The organism is Streptomyces sp. NPDC005784 (assembly GCF_042871525.1).
GTDB lineage: Bacteria > Actinomycetota > Actinomycetes > Streptomycetales > Streptomycetaceae > Streptomyces.
In genome coordinates this window covers 1-15,722 of record NZ_JBIAIQ010000077.1, presented here as the reverse complement: position 1 = coordinate 15,722, position 15,722 = coordinate 1, and the positions used below count along the sequence as shown (strand labels likewise).

The window sequence follows — 15,722 nt, the reverse complement described above, 5'->3', positions numbered from 1 at the left end:
ACCCGCTGGAACAACTCCCACAACTCATCCGGCACCAGCCGCTCAACAATCCCCACACCGGAAGCCTACCGAACACCCCAAATGAGATGACCTCTAAAGATCGCCTTGTTGGACAACGGAGTTGTCCGGTCTACCGCCAGACGAGCGGGAAGTCAGGCCTGCCGAGACCACGTAAGACCGACCCGCACCAGCCGGCAGAGGCCCGTGAAACAGGAACCCCATGGCGGTACTGCGGAGCAGTACGGACCGAAATCACCTGTCCTCCGGCAGGTAAAGGCGTCAACTGCTTACCGGTCGTACGGGGTCACCGGCGTGACACCGAAACAATGGTCACGATGCCGTCAAGACCTTTGAAATCATCCGGGTTGGTGGTGAAGAGCGGGAGCCCCTCGGCTGCAGCAATCGAAGCGATCATCAAATCAGCCACTCGACGGCGCGGGGTACGACCCACACTCATCACTGCTGCGCAAATCCTGCCATAGATACGGGCGGCTTCTGCATCGAAGGGAATCGGATCGAATTCGTTCTCAGCACGCTGGAGGACATCCATGCGGCGCGCCCGTTCCGCGTGTTCGTCGTAATCGCTCTGCTCACTGTTGCCACGGACCTGATGGGGCCCCGCGGAGAGTTCCGCCAGAGTCATCGAACTGATGGCTACTTCCGCGGGAAGTTCTTGAGGATCGACCCATCGACGCAGGATCATGATGTTGGTATCCAGCAGACCCTGCTGATGCTCAACGGGCATAGGGATCGTCCATCCCCTGGGCTGCGACACCTTCCTGATCCACACGGAAGGTATCTAGTGAGATGTCGGGCGCCGTTCGGGACATGGCTGCGAACTCACCACGCGAGACGAAACGCCTACGCCGACGCAAGGGGACCAGTTCACCGATCCGATGACCATCCCTGGTAACGGTGAAGGCCTGGCCTCGCTGAACAGCGTCCATGATCTCTTTAGATCTCGTGCGCAAGTCACGTTGGGTAACCTCGGGCTGAGCTGTCATATTCTCCACAATAACGCAATGGTGCTACCTGGTGCTACTGGGTAGCACCAGGTAGGATAGGGCAGCGCGAACAAGCCTGCTCGAAGGCGGCCTGGCACCAGTCGCGGCCGACGGTTTGCGGCGCAGCCAGCCTGAGAAGCCGTTGCTCTATCGATCTTGGTGGGCGTGAGTTCGAGGTCGTCGACTCGGTCGGGTGATCTCGTGGCCGGCCAGGCATGAAAGCGGGGCCTCCCGCACAGCTCGTGGGTGTCGAATCCAACCGAGCAACAGGAGGCCCCTGGTGCTGCAGTCTTCCGTGCCGGCGTTGATGTCGTCCAACTGGGCGGCCCTGACGTGTGATTGTCTCGCTCACCGGTTCGGGAACGCCGGAGATCATCCGCGCAGGCGGCCGAGGTATCCGTCCGACATGAGCGACGCGGAGTGGGCCGTCGTACGTGACGCGATGCCGGTGCCCGGCTGGCTGGAGGGCCGCGGCGGGCAGCCGGAGAGCTATTGCCACCGGCAGATGGTCGACGCGGTGCGGTATCTGGTCTCGGGTGGCATCACCTGGCGGGCGATGCCGGCGGACTTCCCCGCGTGGGACCGCGTCTACGCGTTCTTCCGGCGCTGGCGGGACAAGGGCCTTGCCGCCGAGTTCCACGACCGTCTGCGCGAGCGGGTCCGCGAGGCTGCGGGCCGCGATCCGGAGCCGACCGCAGGCATTATCGACGCGCAGTCGGTGAAGGCAGCCGCCTCGGTGCCCGCCGCGACCAGGGGCTTCGACGGTGGAAAGAAGGTCAACGTCGATTATCTTGAGCCATCGAGATGAGGACCAGGCTGACCAGGGACAATGCGATGTGGACGGTGTCCTCGACGCGGCGAGTTGGAGCCCTTTCCGGCTGCGGAGAGTGTGTCGCCCGGCGTGTCGCTCGCTCTGGACGGTCAGCCGGACGATGTCTGGACTGTCACTCCGACGGAATGGTGTCGGAGCCGGGAGGCTACGAGTTCCATCTCGACGAACGTGCCCACGAGGCCGGTCGTCTTCAGCTCGTCTGTCATGGCCCGTGCTTCTGCCAGTGACAGGCCGTGCACCTCTCGAAGAGCGTGAAGGACGGGCACTGCACTCGCCCCGGGATCTGACAGCCGGAGCCGGGCGGGTCCGTGTTCCGCCAAGAGGGCTTGGCGGATCTCCTCCGGTGTCGCGTCGCCGAAGTCCTGATCGCACCAGGCGACGGGGCAGGTCAGGCAGGTCCCCTCGGTTCCCCACCACAACCGTCCGCGGTCGATGAACTGGCCGGTGTCGCGTATCAACACACCGCCGCAGGCTTCGCACCGCGTTGTGATCTTCACGCCCTGGGTGATCACTGAGCTCCTCGCCATCGGACCTTGCCAAGGAGCGTGTCGCAACAGCCCCCTCCCGTCGACTCTATTTTCCTCGTGAAGGCCTTCCGCGGCTGGGCAAGGAGTGGGCGGTCGCGGCGTCAACGCATCGGCCTCTCAGCATGGGCCGAGCGGCCTTGGAACTGCGGGCTCCGCCGCAGGGCCACGAATGCCCCGGATGTCTGCAGTGCGCTGTTCCCCCAACGCCAGTGCCAGGGATTGCCTGAGCTCGCGGTTCTCCGCCTCCAGTTGCCGGTTGCGCTCGGTGGCGGCCTCCAGACGCCGCAGCAGGGATGCCTCGGAGGCTCGTTGCCGGTCGGGGACCGGGCGGGCAGCGGGAACGGGGCGGTGCCGGGCTCGCAGACGTTCGATCTCGGCTCGCAGATCCGGCTGGTCGTAGAGCCAGGACCGGGAGACGCCCGCTTCGCGGGCGACGGCTTCGAAAGTGATCACCGAGCCGGTGGCGTCCATCCGCCGCAGGGCTGATGCCGCGCGTCGGCGGGTTGCCGCGGCTCGCCGTCGGGCTGCGGCGATGATCAGGTGGGAGTTGTCAGCCGGCATGGGTGGCGTCCTCGTGGTTGTCCTGGCCGTCCTGCAGCTCGCTGATCATGCGGTCGAGGTTGTCGGCGACCTGCTGGTTCATCTCGGCGACCCGGGTGTGGCCGCAGCCGGTGGCGTTGTCGATCAGCGTCAGAGTGCGGGTGCGTTGGGCGAGGAGCTCGGGAAGGAACTCGGGTCCGGTGAGGAAAACCGGGCAGGTCAGGCAGGCGTTCGCGTGCGGGCAGGTCTTTTGGACGGGCAGTCCGCAGTAGCCGTTGGGCAGAGTCTGAGTGGCGATGCCGTAGCGGGTCTTGGCCCACTGGACTTGGCCGAGGGGCCCATCGCTCTCCAGCGCGACGCGCTCGCCCTTGATGTTGACCTTCATTGCCTTCTCCCATCGGCGCCGCACCGTCTGATCGGTGATCCGCGCATAGTGGGATGTCATCTGGGACGACTCGTGGTCGAGGAGCACTCGTACCACCTCCTGCGGGATGTCCCTGTTGATCAGTCGGCAGGCAAAAGTGTGTCGCCATTGATGCGGCGTGAGACGGACGGGACGCCCGTGCTCATCGTGGACTTCGCAGGTCGCCAGCCAGCGCTTCAGCATCTGGCGGTAGGTGCTGTAGGGCAGCTGGAGGTTGCCGGAGACGTTCGCGTGGGGCCTGGGGAAGAGGCAGGTGGTGCCCTCGGGCCAGCGTTCCAGGATGCGCCGTTGCTGGGCGCGGATGGCGGCCTGGAGTTCCTCATCGATGGGGACGGCCGCCTCACGCTTCATCTTGGTGTTGAAATACCGCAGGTAGGGGGCTCCTTGGCCGTCATGGACAAGGCAGTCGAAGTCCAGGGTGAGGGCGCTTGAGATCCGCAGCCCGCAGTGGACGAGGACGAGTGTGACGAGGCCGGCAGCCGGGTTGGTCCATCGGCGCATGTTGCCGTCGGATTCGATCTGGGTCATGACGTGTTCGGCCAGTCGGCGGGAGACCTGCGCGGGGGCGGGCGGGGTGTCACCGGGGTAGAAGGCGGCCGTGCCCGGCAGCGTGTCGTCCCAGCGATGCTGCCGGATGGTCTGGAAGAACAGGTTCAGCCCGCTGATCTTGGTCTTCTTGACCGCGTGCCCGCCCGGCTGCGAGGCGACCCAGGCCAGATGCCGTTCAAGCAGCGGGCGGTCGATGTCGGCGAGCCGATCGACACCGGCGTGGGTGAGGAACGCACTGAAGCAGACCAGGGCGTCAAGCCCTGCCCTTGCCGCAGCGATGCTCAGTCCGGAGGTCAGCCGCAAGCGCATCCATCGTTTCCCCAGTTCACGGAGCCAGGGCTGGGCAATGGTGTCGAATCGAAGCCGGATCCGCGGGCTTGAGGCGGTGGCTGCGGCGGGAGTGATGATGCCGGGAAGTTTATGCAGGCGCCAGACATCCCGGCAGTACTCGATCTCCCAGCCGGCTCCGTCCCGCAGTGTCTCGACAGCGTCGCGTGCCTCGATCAGGAACAGCACCGGATCGCGGATCACGCGGGCTTTGGCGGCCTGCCGCCACTCGGCCTCGTCGAGATCCAGCAATGAGGAAACCGCCGCAGATTTCGCAAAACGTACTGCCTGCATCACCCCACGCGCGGCAGTTGCGCGACGGTGAGCGTCGGCCCGGCGCTGCAGCCCGTACTGGAATTCCAGCGTCAGCTGGGGCGGCAGACCGCGTAGGTCGATCACCCCACTGCCACTCAGCTCGCAGTCGAGGGTGAACCGTTCAACATCGTGGTGGCCGGCGCGCTTCCACCGGTCGTGATGGTTCTTGCAGAACACCTTCTGCGGTGTTTCGACCCAGAGTGTGCAGAACGGCAGACGGCACTCGGCCGGAGCTGTCTTGGAGTTGACCAGGGCCGGAGCCTTCCAGGACTCTAGGCGAGGTCTGCCCGCTCGTGCCCATCGGTCGTGGTGCTTGGAGCACAGCCCGCGGGCGCTGAGGCCGTAGCGGCAGCCGTCGACGCGGCAGGCAGTGAGAGGAGTCCGACCGCGAATCGGTGGTCCAGGGTCTGCGAGGAAGACCGCCAGATCCGGGTGCCCCCGGTGCCTCCACCGGACGGCGTGCCCGTTGCAGAGACCGCGCATGCTGACTGGGCGGTCGCAGTCGACAACCGTGCAGCGGGGGGACGAGAAGACCGAATCGTCCGGGCCGGGACGGTAGATCTCGGTGCGGAATTCCGCCCTGACCGTGGCCAGGAGCCTCTCCAGCAGACCGCCTCGCCCGTGGCCGGAGCGAGCGGCACCGGCGGTCACAGTCGCACCTCCCGCCCGGTGAACCATCCTGCTTCCTCCAGGGTGCGTCGGGCATCCTCGACGGTGAGGTGGCCATACGTGTCGATCGTGGTGCTGATCGAGACATGGCCAAGAAGCTCTTTGACGTTCTCCATGCCCGCGCCTGAGCAGCCAGGTCGCGTAGGTGTGCCGGTACTGGTGCGGCTCGAAGATGATGCCGGTGGTCCGCCGGAGCCGTTGCACCAGGTCATAGACGGCCGGGTAGCCCCAGGGATGGCCGTGCGGTTCGGCGAAGAGGTTGACGAAGACGTAGTCGGAGTTCAGGGCGCCGTACTCACGGTGCAGGTAGTCGGAGTACAAACGCATCAGCTCCGCGCTGGCCGGGATGACACGGGAGCGGCCGGCCTTCACGCGGGCACGGTTGTCGTTCTGCCGCGGAACAACGGTCACCTGCCGTTCGGCGATGGCGATGTCGTCGTGCCGCAGACCCAGGGCCTCACCAATGCGGACCCCGGTGTCCAGCAGGACGGCGAAAAGCAGCCGGTCACGCAGATGCCCGCAGGCGTCCAAGATGCTCTGGGCCTGGGCAGCGGTCAGGACGCGGGGACGTCGCCGGTCGGCCTTCAGCTTGATGGTCCGCTGCCGATCGGGCTTGCCCGAGGCGATGTGCTGCAGGAACGGCTTGTATGAGGTGGCCGCAGCTCGATGCCGTCCGGCCGGACGCATCGTCACCAGCATCTCGGCAACCGTGACGCCGCTGCGGGCGTGGAACTCATAGAAGGTACTGACCGCCGCGAGCTTGCGGTTCACGCTGGAGGCTGCGCAGTGGTGCTCGACCGTCGGCAGCACCGCGACGTCTCCGCTGCGGGCCGGCGGCGGCAGTCGCAGCCAGGCCACGAACCCGGCCATCGCCTCGATGTTCACCGTTCGCCAGTCCAGACCCCGGCCGTCGAGGTAGGTCCACCAGTCCTTCAGGTCATGGGCGTACGCCTTGACGGTGTTCGGCGACCGCTCGACCGCCGAGAGGTAGGCCAGGAACGACTCCACGGGACCAACCGGCGTAGATCGCTTCCCATGAGCGTCCACGACTCCGCTGTCGAGTCGGGTGTCAGCACCCTCTGTACTCGCATCGCTCCTCCAGTTCATCCGTGATGGATGGCGGTAGATAACCGCATCCACCAGGCGAACCGACGGACCTTCAGAGCGCTTCACGCACATGAGGGACACGCTGCTGCGGGCTCAAGATAACGCCCGTTGATCAGCTTGCCGCCGTCGAAGCCACGGCTGTCGGAGCCGACGACGGCATCCGCTTTGACGGACTGCGAGTCGATCACGCCAGCCGTCGGCTCCGCGTCCCGCCCTTCCCTCGCCCGCTTCTCCCGACGGATCTCCGGCGCAGGACACTAGGGTGCTGTACGGGACAAAGGGTTCGACGGGGTGGGGGCGGCGAGTGGGGGCTCTGGGCGGGCTGGACCGGTTCGTGGGGCGGGAACGCGAACTGGCGGACTTGGACAAGGCCGTGGCTGCGCACCGGCTGGTGACCGTGCTCGGCCCGGGCGGTGCGGGCAAGACCCGGCTGGTCCTGAAGGTGTGTGAGCGGGTCCGCGCCCGCTTTCCAGACGGCGTGCACCTGATCGAGCTGGCCGCGCTCACGTCGCAGGCTGATCCCCTCGACCAGGCGGCGATCGCGCTGGACCTGGCCGACGACGACGGGCGCCCACTGACCGAGTCCGTACCCGCGCGGCTCGCGGACCGCAACGCCCTGCTGCTCCTGGACAACTGCGAGCACCTGGCCGCAGCTTGCGCGCGGCTGGCGGTGGACCTGCTGACCCGCTGCCCTCAGCTGCGCATCGTGGTGACCAGCCGTGAGACCCTCGCGGTGCCCGGGGAGGTGCTCTACCCGCTGCAGGGCCTGTCCCTGCCCGTGGCCGGTGAGCAGGACGGGGCAGCGGCGTCGGGCGCACAGTCGGAGGCGGTGCGGCTGTTTGCCGAGCGCGCCGCTGAGAGCGACCCCGGCTTCGCTCTGACGGCCTCCAACTGTGCCACCGTGCAGGAGATCTGCGTCCGGCTGGACGGGCTGCCGCTGGCCATCGAGCTCGCGGCGCGCCGGGTGCGCATGCTGGCCGTGGAGGAGATCCGCGACCGCCTGTCCGACCGCTTCGCCCTGCTGTCCTCCGCCCCGCGCACCGCTCCGGACCGGCAGCGCAGCCTGCGGGCCACGGTCGAGTGGAGTTACCGCCTGCTGGAGGCCCGGGAGCAGGCGGCACTGCGCCGACTGGCGGTGCTGCCGGCCGCCTTCGACCTGGACACCGCGGCAGCCGTGTGCGCGGGGCCCGGTCTGCCGGAGGGGGAAGTGCTGGAGGCGGTCTCCGCCCTCTTCGCCAAGTCACTGCTCAGCCGTGAGCCCATCGCCGTCTCCGGCGCGCCCGGAGCCGCCGGTGGGGTGGCCGGGAGGCTGAGGCTGCTGGAAAGCATTCGCGTCTACGCTCTTGAGCAGCTGCAGGCGGCGGGCGAGGCGGACATGGCGTACGACCGGCTCACCGAGTGGGCCTGTGGCTTTACCGCGGACATGGCGCAGCGCCCGAACTGGATCATGCCGGTGCGCGGGCGCCTGCACACCGACCATGCCAACGTTAGTGCCGCCCTGGACTGGGCCCGAGACCGGCTTGACCCTCGCACGACCGCGCTGACCGCACTCTTGGCCTCCTACTGGACATGGCGTGGCTTCCAGGGCCGGCGGATCGAGCTGCTGGCTGCCCACCCCGACACGTTGGACAGCGACCCCGTTCACCGGGCGTATCTGTTGCGTGCCCGTGCCTGGCTGGCATGCGACCAGGGGGACTACCAGTTGTCGGCCGAGCTGGCGGGACAGGCGCTGAAATTGGCCCTGAAGGCCGATGCGCCCGGACCGGTGCTGGCGGCCTACCGCGAGCGCTCCCACGCCCGGCAGGGCCTGGGTGAGCTCGACGGGGCGCATCAGGATCTGGCCGACGGCATCGAGGCGGCCCGCGCGCGGGGCCTGCGTGGGGAGGCCGCCGGCTTCGAGGCCGAGTTGGCCTGGTTCGCGCTCAGGCGCGGCGATCTGGCCACGGCGGTGCAACGCGTGAAGTCCGCGCTGCCCATCCTGCGCGCCGCGGGGCCCGCGTTGGCCTCCACTACCGCTGCCGCCCAGCACACAGCCGCCGTCGCCGCCCTGTTAACCGGGCGGTTGGACCACGCGGAGGAACTGTTGCGCGAGCTGTGCGCACTGGAGCTGCCCGTCGAGCAGTGCGGCATGCTGCTCGAGACGTTAGCCCTGCTGGCCCACCGACGCGGCCGACCCGAGCGTGCCCTCGCGCTGGCCGCGGCCGGACGCAGCGCGCAGGACCGGGTCGAAGTGCTGGCTGACCCCTGGTGGAGCGCACACCTGGACACGGCAATGCGGCAGGCGGAGACCACTCTTGGACCGCAGCGCGCCGAGGCGGCCAGGGCTGAGGGGGCAGGCGTCCCGGTCGAGGAACTGGGTGCCTACCTGACTGCCGAGCTCTCGAACACGCACGGTGTCCCGGCCGGGATGCCAGCTGCGGCATCGGCGCTCTCCGACCGGGAGTGGGCCGTCGCCCGCTTGGTCGCCGCGGGCCTGACCAACCGTGAGATCGCGGGCGAGCTGCACCTGAGCGTCCGTACGGTGGCCACCCACCTGAGCAACATCCGCACCAAGCTTTGCCTGCGCTCCCGAGCGCAAGTGGCGGCCCTGGTCCGGTAGGCCACCAACCGCGTTTCTGCAGCCCTGTGCGGGCCTACGGCCGAGCCTGCACCTGCCCTCGCGTGCCGACTGCACAAACGTGCAAGGGCAGTTAGCGCCCCGCCGCTCCAACTGTGCACGAAACACCGATGCGGCCCTGCTGGCGCCTGGGTTGGATGGACTCATTCGCGGCCGGCGACACCGGCCCAGCAGACACCGCCGGGCACCCACCCATCCGAGCGGCCCACGGCGCCCGCCGAAACGCCGTCGCGCTACCCAGGCGCCGCCTACGGCGTCCCGTCGGCGGTGAACCCCGCCGACGGGGACGGCCTCCTGCGGCATGGCCATTACCAGGCCGGACGCACGCCGCCCTTCCTTTCTCAACTCGCTATCTGTTCGTTCAGGAGACACGCATGGATTCCCAACCTCGTCGCACACGCGGCAAGCACGCCAAGAGGGTGCCCCCCACCTGGATCCCCAAGGCCAAACTGGCCGGCATCCCCCTGCTGGCCCTCGTCGCGATCAGCCTGTCCGGCGTACAGCAGGCATCCGCAGCCACACCCGGCCCGCACACGACCGGCACACACGAACCGCCAGCCGCACCTCCGCGTACGTATACCGCAAAGGAAATCGCCGAGCAGGAATCCAACCTCAAGATCATCAAGGTTTACCAGGATAACGTGGCGCGTTATACGGAAAACGGGGATGCCGGGAGAGCGGCCAACAGTGAAGCACAGGTCAAACACGTCACCGATATGTACCGCGAAAAATACGGGTACGAACCCAGTCAAGCAGAAATAGACGCGGGCACGCCAGCTACCGCGGAAGGAAACACTCCTGGCGTGGGTGAGGCCGCCGTCCCCGGTGAGGCTGCCGCTCCTGGTGTGGGTGAGGCCGCCGTTCCCGGTGAGGCCGCCGCTCCTGGTGCATCCAAAGCCGCTGGAGCGGCTGGAGCTGCTGCCACCGGCGCCGGCGCAACCGCCGCAAACACCGGAGAAGCCGCCGCCACCGAAGCCGCCGCCGAAGCCGCCGCAAACACCGGAGAAGCCGCCGCCACCGCCGCCGAAGCCGCCGCCACCGAAGCCGCCGCCGAAGCCGCCGCAAACACCGGAGAAGCCGCCGCCACCGCCGCCGAAGCCGCTGGCGCTACCGCCGAAGCTGCCGGCTCCGCCGCTGGTGCGGGAGAAGCCGCCGGGGCCACCGGGGCCACCGCAGGTGATCCCGGTACGGACCCGGCTTCTGACCGCACTGCTTCCTCCCCGGACGGCGGTGACGCCGAGGGCCCGAGCGGTGATGCTCCCGGCTCTGAGCAGTCCGCGGGTGAGCAGCCGCAAGCCGAGCAGCCCCAGGGCGGTCCGGCAGCGGACAGCGATGCTCAGGCCGACGAGCCCGCCGCCCCCGCTCACGGGGAAGACGGCGCCGACGTCTCAGAAGGCGGCGACAGCGCGGGGGACGCGACACCCCGGCCGGTGGCCTGGCCAGGCTACGGCAACGTCTCCGATGCCCCGGTCATCGAGGGTGCCGACGGGGACGGACAGCACTCGCAGGCGCGGCCGGTGGCCTGGCCAGGCTATGGCAACGTCTCCAACGCCCCTTCTGCGGACGAAGTCACCTCCGGGGGCCAGGGCGACACCGAGATGGGCAAGCGGTCGGACTCAGGCAGCACCGAGATGGGCAAGTCACCGACACCGCGTGGTGATGCCGATGGGTCGGGGCCGAGTGAGGTCTCCTCGGTACCCACGCACGTCACCAACCCGTCGAATTCACCGCACATGACCAACCTCGGCCCCGGGACCGAGGCGGGGTTCATCCCCAAGCTGGAAACACCCGCGGCAGGCGAGGAACAGGCCACCGACCCGGACGGTACCCGCCCTCAGGACGGGGCAGGCGCTTCAGCCGGGGAAGAGGCGGCCACCGATATCCAGGTTGTTGACGGCCAGCCCGACGCGCCGGAGCAAACCACCGGTCAGACGCCATCGTCCGAGCAAGGCGGTACGGACCCGCAGGCCGCCGACACCGACCAGACAGCGCCGACCAAGGCGGACCAGGACAGCGACACCGCTACAACTTCCGACAGCAGCGGACAACGCTCCCAGGCGAGCCAACCGGACGACTCCCCAGACAACTCCCAGACCACCACGGCGGACGATTCCCCGGACGAGGCCCAGACCACCACGCCGGACAACAGCGGCGGCGGCGAGTCCACCACCGAAACCACCTCGGACAGCGATTCCAACGCAGCGTCGTCCACCTCCGCGGCAGAGAACAACAGCTCTGAGACCCCGACGGACCAAAGCAGTTCCGGTGGGTCGGACTCCGGTGGTGCGTCGGACGCGAGCAGCCCGGCAGACACGGGCAGCGGACCCGACACGGGCAGCGATTCCTGAAACAGGAACACCCAGACACAATGTTCGCCCCCCTCGGCCCAAGGACGGCCGCGCCGCTGAGATCTGTCCGTTTGGGTAGCGCGGTGAAAGGGCGGCGCAACCCGGTGCGCTCCGCGTGGTCTGCGGGGCGCACCGGGCCCCTGGTATCGGGGCCCGCCAACTGCGCGACAGAATCGGCAGGTTGGGACACCGGCAGAGCATGGGCCGGACCGGAAGCTGCTTCGACAACGCCGCCGCGGAAAGCTTCTGGGCCGTACTCAAAGAGGCGGAGGAGTCTGCGGGCGGCTCCGCTGTTTCCGAGCTGGTAGACGGCAACAGCGGCCGGGTGGACGGTGAAGGGCCATACGACTATCAAGCCTCGTCCGGGTTCTCCTCGGCGTACAGGCGGGCGTCAAGCTCGGTTGCCCAGGCGAGGGCCCAGGCGCGAAGGTCGGCCAGTTGGCTGGGATTGAGGCCATAGTCGGTGAAGTCCTTGTCGTCCCACCATTCGGCACCGTTGAGGCGGTCGCGCAGGTCCTGGAGGCTGAACTCGTAGCGTGCGTGGCGGCGGCCGAGCGTTTCGAGATCGGCGGTCGTGCGGTCTTGGGAGGCGGCGTGGACGTCGATGAGGTCGCGGACCGCGCCGCGGTCCGCGAGCGCTCGGACCTTGGTGCCGATCACGTCGTCGAGGGCCAGCACCGGTCCGTACTCGGTCTCCACGGGCGAACCCCAGAATGCCTCCTTGAGGACATCCACCTCGCATTCCTCCCCGGATTTCGGGTCGGTTGCGATGAGACGGCCAGAGAGGGCGCCCGTCTCGATCTGACGGATGCTCCAGCCGCGGGTGGCGAGGCCGTCGCTGACCACAGCGACGATCTCGGCGATCGAGGCTGGATTCTCGGTCGCTACGTCGAGGTCCTGGCTGAGGCGGTCGACCAAACCGTGGGCCTGGACGGCATATCCGCCGGTGATCACCAAGGGGTACGGGGTGCCGATCGCAAGGACATCGGCAAGGAGACGGCGGTGCAGGCCGGTCAGATTCACGCGGCCGGCACGCTCTGGACGGCGGCCAGCTCGGGAAAGGCGGCTTCCCATGCCTCCCGCAGCGGACTGCTGATCAGGGTGCGCAGCACCGGCCACTGCCCGAGCAGCAGATCGCGGTTCAGGAAGGCGACGAGGTCATGGCGCTGCCCCTCGGCCAGAACGGTGCGGTAGAGGCTCATCCGTGAGCGCGGCTGCTCTACGTCGTAGGAGCGGCGTCCTGACCATGCCACGTGCAGCGGCAGGTCGACCGAGCCGTGGGTGGGGCCCGTCAGGTCCTGAAGGCGCGCAGGCAGCCGCTTGGCGTACTGCTCGCGGAGCAGCTCGAACGCGTTCGGCACCGGGAAACGAGAGGAGCTGAGAACCATGTCCCGATTATCGCCTGCCGGGCCGGGCGGGGCACGACCGACGCCCGAACCGGCGCACCCGACAGCCAGCTCCTCGCCGACAGCGGCGGCAGGCCGAGAACGACATCACAGCGGACCTCCTTCCACCCACGAGAGCATGACGGTGACGGCCCTTTCACCGTGCGCCACCAGGTACAGGGTCACCGGTGGGTGGTTGCAGTACGGCGTCCTGCTTGGAATGACGGACCGGTGGCCAGGCCGGGCAGCCCGGTCGACCACTACGTGCACCGCGCGGCGATGTCGTGGTGTCGTGCGCCGATGCGATCGCGCGGACGGAACGGGGCCCGGCGTATCGCAAATGCGGCCGCACCGGCTCTACCCACAGGCCGCTCGGGAGGCGACACACCGTCATTCTCACCCCAGGGGCCCGCCCCGGCAGTGGGGCCGGCCCCTCATCGTCGCCGGACCCGTCAGGAGCAGGTGAGCTGGGGGCCCGCCCAGTCCGCGTGGTCGTAGTCGACCCCGTTCCCGCCGTCGGTGACGACCAGCTTCAGTTCCTGGCCGCCGGTGAGATCGGCGGTCAACTGCTTGGCCGCGTCAGACCCCTTGACGACTCCGCTGTCGGCGGCCAATGCACCGTCCCGGTAGATTTGGAAGTCCACCGCGCCATTGCTGCCCGCTTCGTCGTCGACGCCGACCGCCGTGCTGAGCGAGGCGCAGGTGCCACCCAGGTAGTAGGTGACCGAGTTCACCGCGTGCACACCGAGGCCTTTCGCGTACGTCACCCCATTGAGGGTGAGCGTCCTGCCGTCGCCCGCCGCCTGCTCGCCGTTGCTGCGGTCCTTCTCCACCGGGCCCCAGCCGTTCGAGGCCGATGTCCAGGTGAGGTCGCTCAGCTGGTGTGTGCCGGCCGAGGGGCCGTTGCCGCAGGTCAGTTCGGCGTTGCCCCAGTCGGCGTGGTCGTACTGGATACCGTCACCGGCGTCGGTGACGACCAGTTTGAGTGTGGTGGCGCCGGTGACATCGGCGCCTATATGCACTGGTGGATCACTCGCTGTGCGCACACCGCTGTCCACGACCTTCGCACCGTCCTTGAAGAGCTGGAAGACCACCGTCCCGGGTTTGCTCACCTCGTCGTCCACCCCGACATCGGCTCCGACCGTCTTGCACTTGCCGCCCAAGTGGTACGTGATCTCGCTCGACGCGTGGGTACCGAGCCCCTTCGCGTAGGTCGTCCCGCCAACAGTCAGGGGCTTCCCGTCGCCAGCCGCCTGCTCGCCGTTGCTACGGTCGCGCTCCACCGGTCCCCAGCCGCCGACCGCCGACGTCCACGGCAAATCGCTGAGCTGGCTGACACCGGTCGGCGGTGGCACCGGGCTGCCCGGTGTGACGCGGTACATCACCGTGCCGTGCGCGGGAACCGAGGTACTGATCGCACTCGTCGTCGAACTGGTCGCCTTGGACCAGAGGTCCTTGAGGGCATACGAGGACGCTCCGCCGATCCCGATCTGGTCGACGGTGGTGGAGACCGTCTGCGCACTCGCGTTCTCATTGGTGAGCGTCACCGAACGCCCGCCGTCGGCAAGGGGCTTGGACATCACGACGAGTCCGCCGGAGCCTGAGACGACAGTGCCCTGCTTACCGAGACTGTCCTGATCGACCGCGATGACATCGGTGTTCTTCAAGATCGCCAACGTCGCCGGGCTCGCGGTGCGCAGATCGCTGCCGATCAGCAGCGGCGCGGCCATCTCGGACCAGAGACTGAAGTGGGTGCGGTACTCGGTATCGGTCATTCCGCCATTGCCGACCTCCAGCATGTCCGGGTCGTTCCAGGCACCCGGCTTGGCGTACGAGGCCAGCGACTGGTTCTGGTGCGCAATGCCGATCATGCTGGACCAGGAGTCGCCGATGTCTCCTGTCGTACGCCAGGAGTTGCCAATGTCCGGCGCCCAGTTCCAGGGCTGGTTGGAGCCCCATTCGCAGATGCTGTAGAGGATCGGCCGGCCGGTGGCCTTCAACGCGTCACCCATCGCCTTGTAGCGGGTCTTCGCGTCAGCACCGGTGTTGTTGCAGTTGTCGTACTTGAGGTAGTCGACGCCCCAGGACGCCCACAGGTTGGCGTCCTGCTGCTCGTGTCCGAGGCCGCCGGGGAACCCCTGGGTGTCACAGGTCTTCGTCCCTGCACTCGAATACAGGCCGAACTTCAGCCCCTTGGAGTGCACATAGTCCGCGACCGCCTTGATCCCGTTCGGGAACCGCGCCGGGTCCGGCACCAGGTTGCCCGAGGCGTCCCGGTTCGGCAGCGCCCAACAGTCGTCGATATTGACGTACGTGTAGCCGGCGTCCTTCAGTCCCTGCGATACGAAGGTGTCGGCGATGCCTTTCACCATCGCCTCGTTGAACTCGGCCCTGCAGTGGGTGGAGTTCCAGTTGTTGAAGCCCATCTGGGGCGTACGGGCCAGACCGTTCTCGACCGCGGCGGCGGGGGGTGCGGCGGCGACCTGGAGGGCGACCGCGGCCAGGGCGGCGACCGTGCCGCCGCCGGCGATCAGCGCCAGCGAGGCGGAGGCTGCCACCAGCCGGCGCCTGAAGGAGTGCCGTTCGAAAGGGTGCCGTTCGTAACGCATGTGCGGCTCCGAGGGGGATAATTGGCGCACAATTCAACGTGGTCGAACGAAATCAAACACATCCCAGCGCCATGCCCCGTACATGTCAATACACCGCGCACCCCTTGTGCTTCAGGACGTAATCACCGCCTCCCGTAAGGCGGTCGCCACCGCTCGACCCAGCGCTCCCGTAAGTCCGCACGGACCGCGTCCTCGATTCCGTACGCCGTCTTAGAAGTCATCTCATTTGGTGAGTCGGCGGTAGCAGATGAGGGTGCAGGCGATGGCGGCGAAGGCGAGGAAGTGTTCGGCTTTGCGTTCGTAGCGGCGGTGGAGTCTGCGGCAGCCGGCGAGCCAGGCGACGGACCGTTCTACGACCCAGCGGTGGCGGCCCAGGTGGGTGGAGGACTCGATGCCGCGTCGGGCCAGGCGGTGCGTGATGCCCCGGCTGCGGAGCCATTGCCGCAGGTGGCGGTAGTCGTAGCCCTTG

At 68.0% G+C, this 15,722-nt stretch carries 10 protein-coding genes and 2 pseudogenes; 3 read left to right on the top strand and 9 right to left on the bottom strand.

The annotated features are described in order from the left end of the window. Positions 1–304: 304 nt before the first annotated feature. Both ACFYR3_RS44715 and ACFYR3_RS44710 read right to left on the bottom strand, forming a co-directional pair. Positions 305–745 (bottom strand): type II toxin-antitoxin system VapC family toxin, encoded by a 441-nt coding sequence (locus ACFYR3_RS44715; RefSeq protein WP_389288115.1) that lies wholly within the window; start codon positions 743–745, stop codon positions 305–307. Next, a complete protein-coding gene (locus tag ACFYR3_RS44710; protein ID WP_355857660.1) occupies positions 735–1,004 on the bottom strand; it encodes a type II toxin-antitoxin system prevent-host-death family antitoxin in 270 nt (89 codons plus the stop codon). Before ACFYR3_RS44710 ends, ACFYR3_RS44715 begins: the two co-directional genes overlap by 11 nt. 406 nt (positions 1,005–1,410) lie before the next feature. Here ACFYR3_RS44710 and ACFYR3_RS44705 point away from each other — a divergent pair. Next, positions 1,411–1,785, top strand: a pseudogene (locus ACFYR3_RS44705) (transposase); the annotation flags it as partial. A gap of 695 nt (positions 1,786–2,480) precedes the next feature. On the opposite strand, the gene ACFYR3_RS44700 reads toward ACFYR3_RS44705, so the two are convergent. The 3 genes and pseudogenes from ACFYR3_RS44700 to ACFYR3_RS44690 form a co-directional block, all read right to left on the bottom strand. Continuing rightward, positions 2,481–2,924, bottom strand: coding sequence for a DUF6262 family protein (locus ACFYR3_RS44700; RefSeq protein WP_389288114.1), 444 nt, complete (start codon positions 2,922–2,924; stop codon positions 2,481–2,483). Then, positions 2,914–6,195, bottom strand: a complete 3,282-nt coding sequence (locus tag ACFYR3_RS44695) for a tyrosine-type recombinase/integrase (RefSeq protein WP_389288112.1) — start codon at positions 6,193–6,195, stop codon at positions 2,914–2,916. The genes ACFYR3_RS44700 and ACFYR3_RS44695 overlap by 11 nt, the downstream gene beginning before the upstream one ends. Positions 6,196–6,395: 200 nt before the next feature. Beyond that, positions 6,396–6,527 (bottom strand): annotated as a pseudogene (locus ACFYR3_RS44690) (IS5/IS1182 family transposase); the annotation flags it as partial. A 71-nt stretch (positions 6,528–6,598) separates the two neighbouring features. On the opposite strand from ACFYR3_RS44690, the gene ACFYR3_RS44685 reads away from it, so the two are divergent. Continuing rightward, positions 6,599–8,893, top strand: a complete 2,295-nt coding sequence (locus ACFYR3_RS44685; RefSeq protein ID WP_389288110.1) for an ATP-binding protein — start codon at positions 6,599–6,601, stop codon at positions 8,891–8,893. A gap of 392 nt (positions 8,894–9,285) precedes the next feature. Further along, entirely contained in the window at positions 9,286–11,259 is a 1,974-nt protein-coding gene (locus tag ACFYR3_RS44680) for a hypothetical protein (protein ID WP_389288108.1), read from the top strand. A gap of 351 nt (positions 11,260–11,610) precedes the next feature. On the opposite strand, the gene ACFYR3_RS44675 is transcribed toward ACFYR3_RS44680, so the two are convergent. From ACFYR3_RS44675 to ACFYR3_RS44660, 4 genes are all read right to left on the bottom strand, one after another. Then, a complete protein-coding gene (locus tag ACFYR3_RS44675; RefSeq protein WP_389288106.1) occupies positions 11,611–12,282 on the bottom strand; it encodes a nucleotidyl transferase AbiEii/AbiGii toxin family protein in 672 nt (223 codons plus the stop codon). Then, on the bottom strand, positions 12,279–12,647 hold the full coding sequence (locus ACFYR3_RS44670) for a hypothetical protein (RefSeq protein WP_389288104.1): 369 nt from the start codon (positions 12,645–12,647) through the stop codon (positions 12,279–12,281). Before ACFYR3_RS44670 ends, ACFYR3_RS44675 begins: the two co-directional genes overlap by 4 nt. 449 nt (positions 12,648–13,096) lie before the next feature. Beyond that, entirely contained in the window at positions 13,097–15,253 is a 2,157-nt protein-coding gene (locus ACFYR3_RS44665) for an NPCBM/NEW2 domain-containing protein (protein ID WP_389288102.1), read from the bottom strand. A 222-nt stretch (positions 15,254–15,475) separates the two neighbouring features. Further along, on the bottom strand, positions 15,476–15,722 hold a 247-nt coding region (locus ACFYR3_RS44660), incomplete at its 5' end, for a transposase (protein WP_389288100.1).

What these genes read in the sequence shown, in the direction of transcription:
- ACFYR3_RS44715 (WP_389288115.1), bottom strand. Translation starts at nt 745, where the DNA reads ATGCCCGTTGAGCATCAGCAGGGTCTGCTGGATACCAACATCATGATC.
- ACFYR3_RS44710 (WP_355857660.1), bottom strand. Translation starts at nt 1,004, where the DNA reads ATGACAGCTCAGCCCGAGGTTACCCAACGTGACTTGCGCACGAGATCT.
- ACFYR3_RS44700 (WP_389288114.1), bottom strand. Translation starts at nt 2,924, where the DNA reads ATGCCGGCTGACAACTCCCACCTGATCATCGCCGCAGCCCGACGGCGA.
- ACFYR3_RS44680 (WP_389288108.1), top strand. Translation starts at nt 9,286, where the DNA reads ATGGATTCCCAACCTCGTCGCACACGCGGCAAGCACGCCAAGAGGGTG.
- ACFYR3_RS44670 (WP_389288104.1), bottom strand. Translation starts at nt 12,647, where the DNA reads ATGGTTCTCAGCTCCTCTCGTTTCCCGGTGCCGAACGCGTTCGAGCTG.
- ACFYR3_RS44665 (WP_389288102.1), bottom strand. Translation starts at nt 15,253, where the DNA reads ATGCGTTACGAACGGCACCCTTTCGAACGGCACTCCTTCAGGCGCCGG.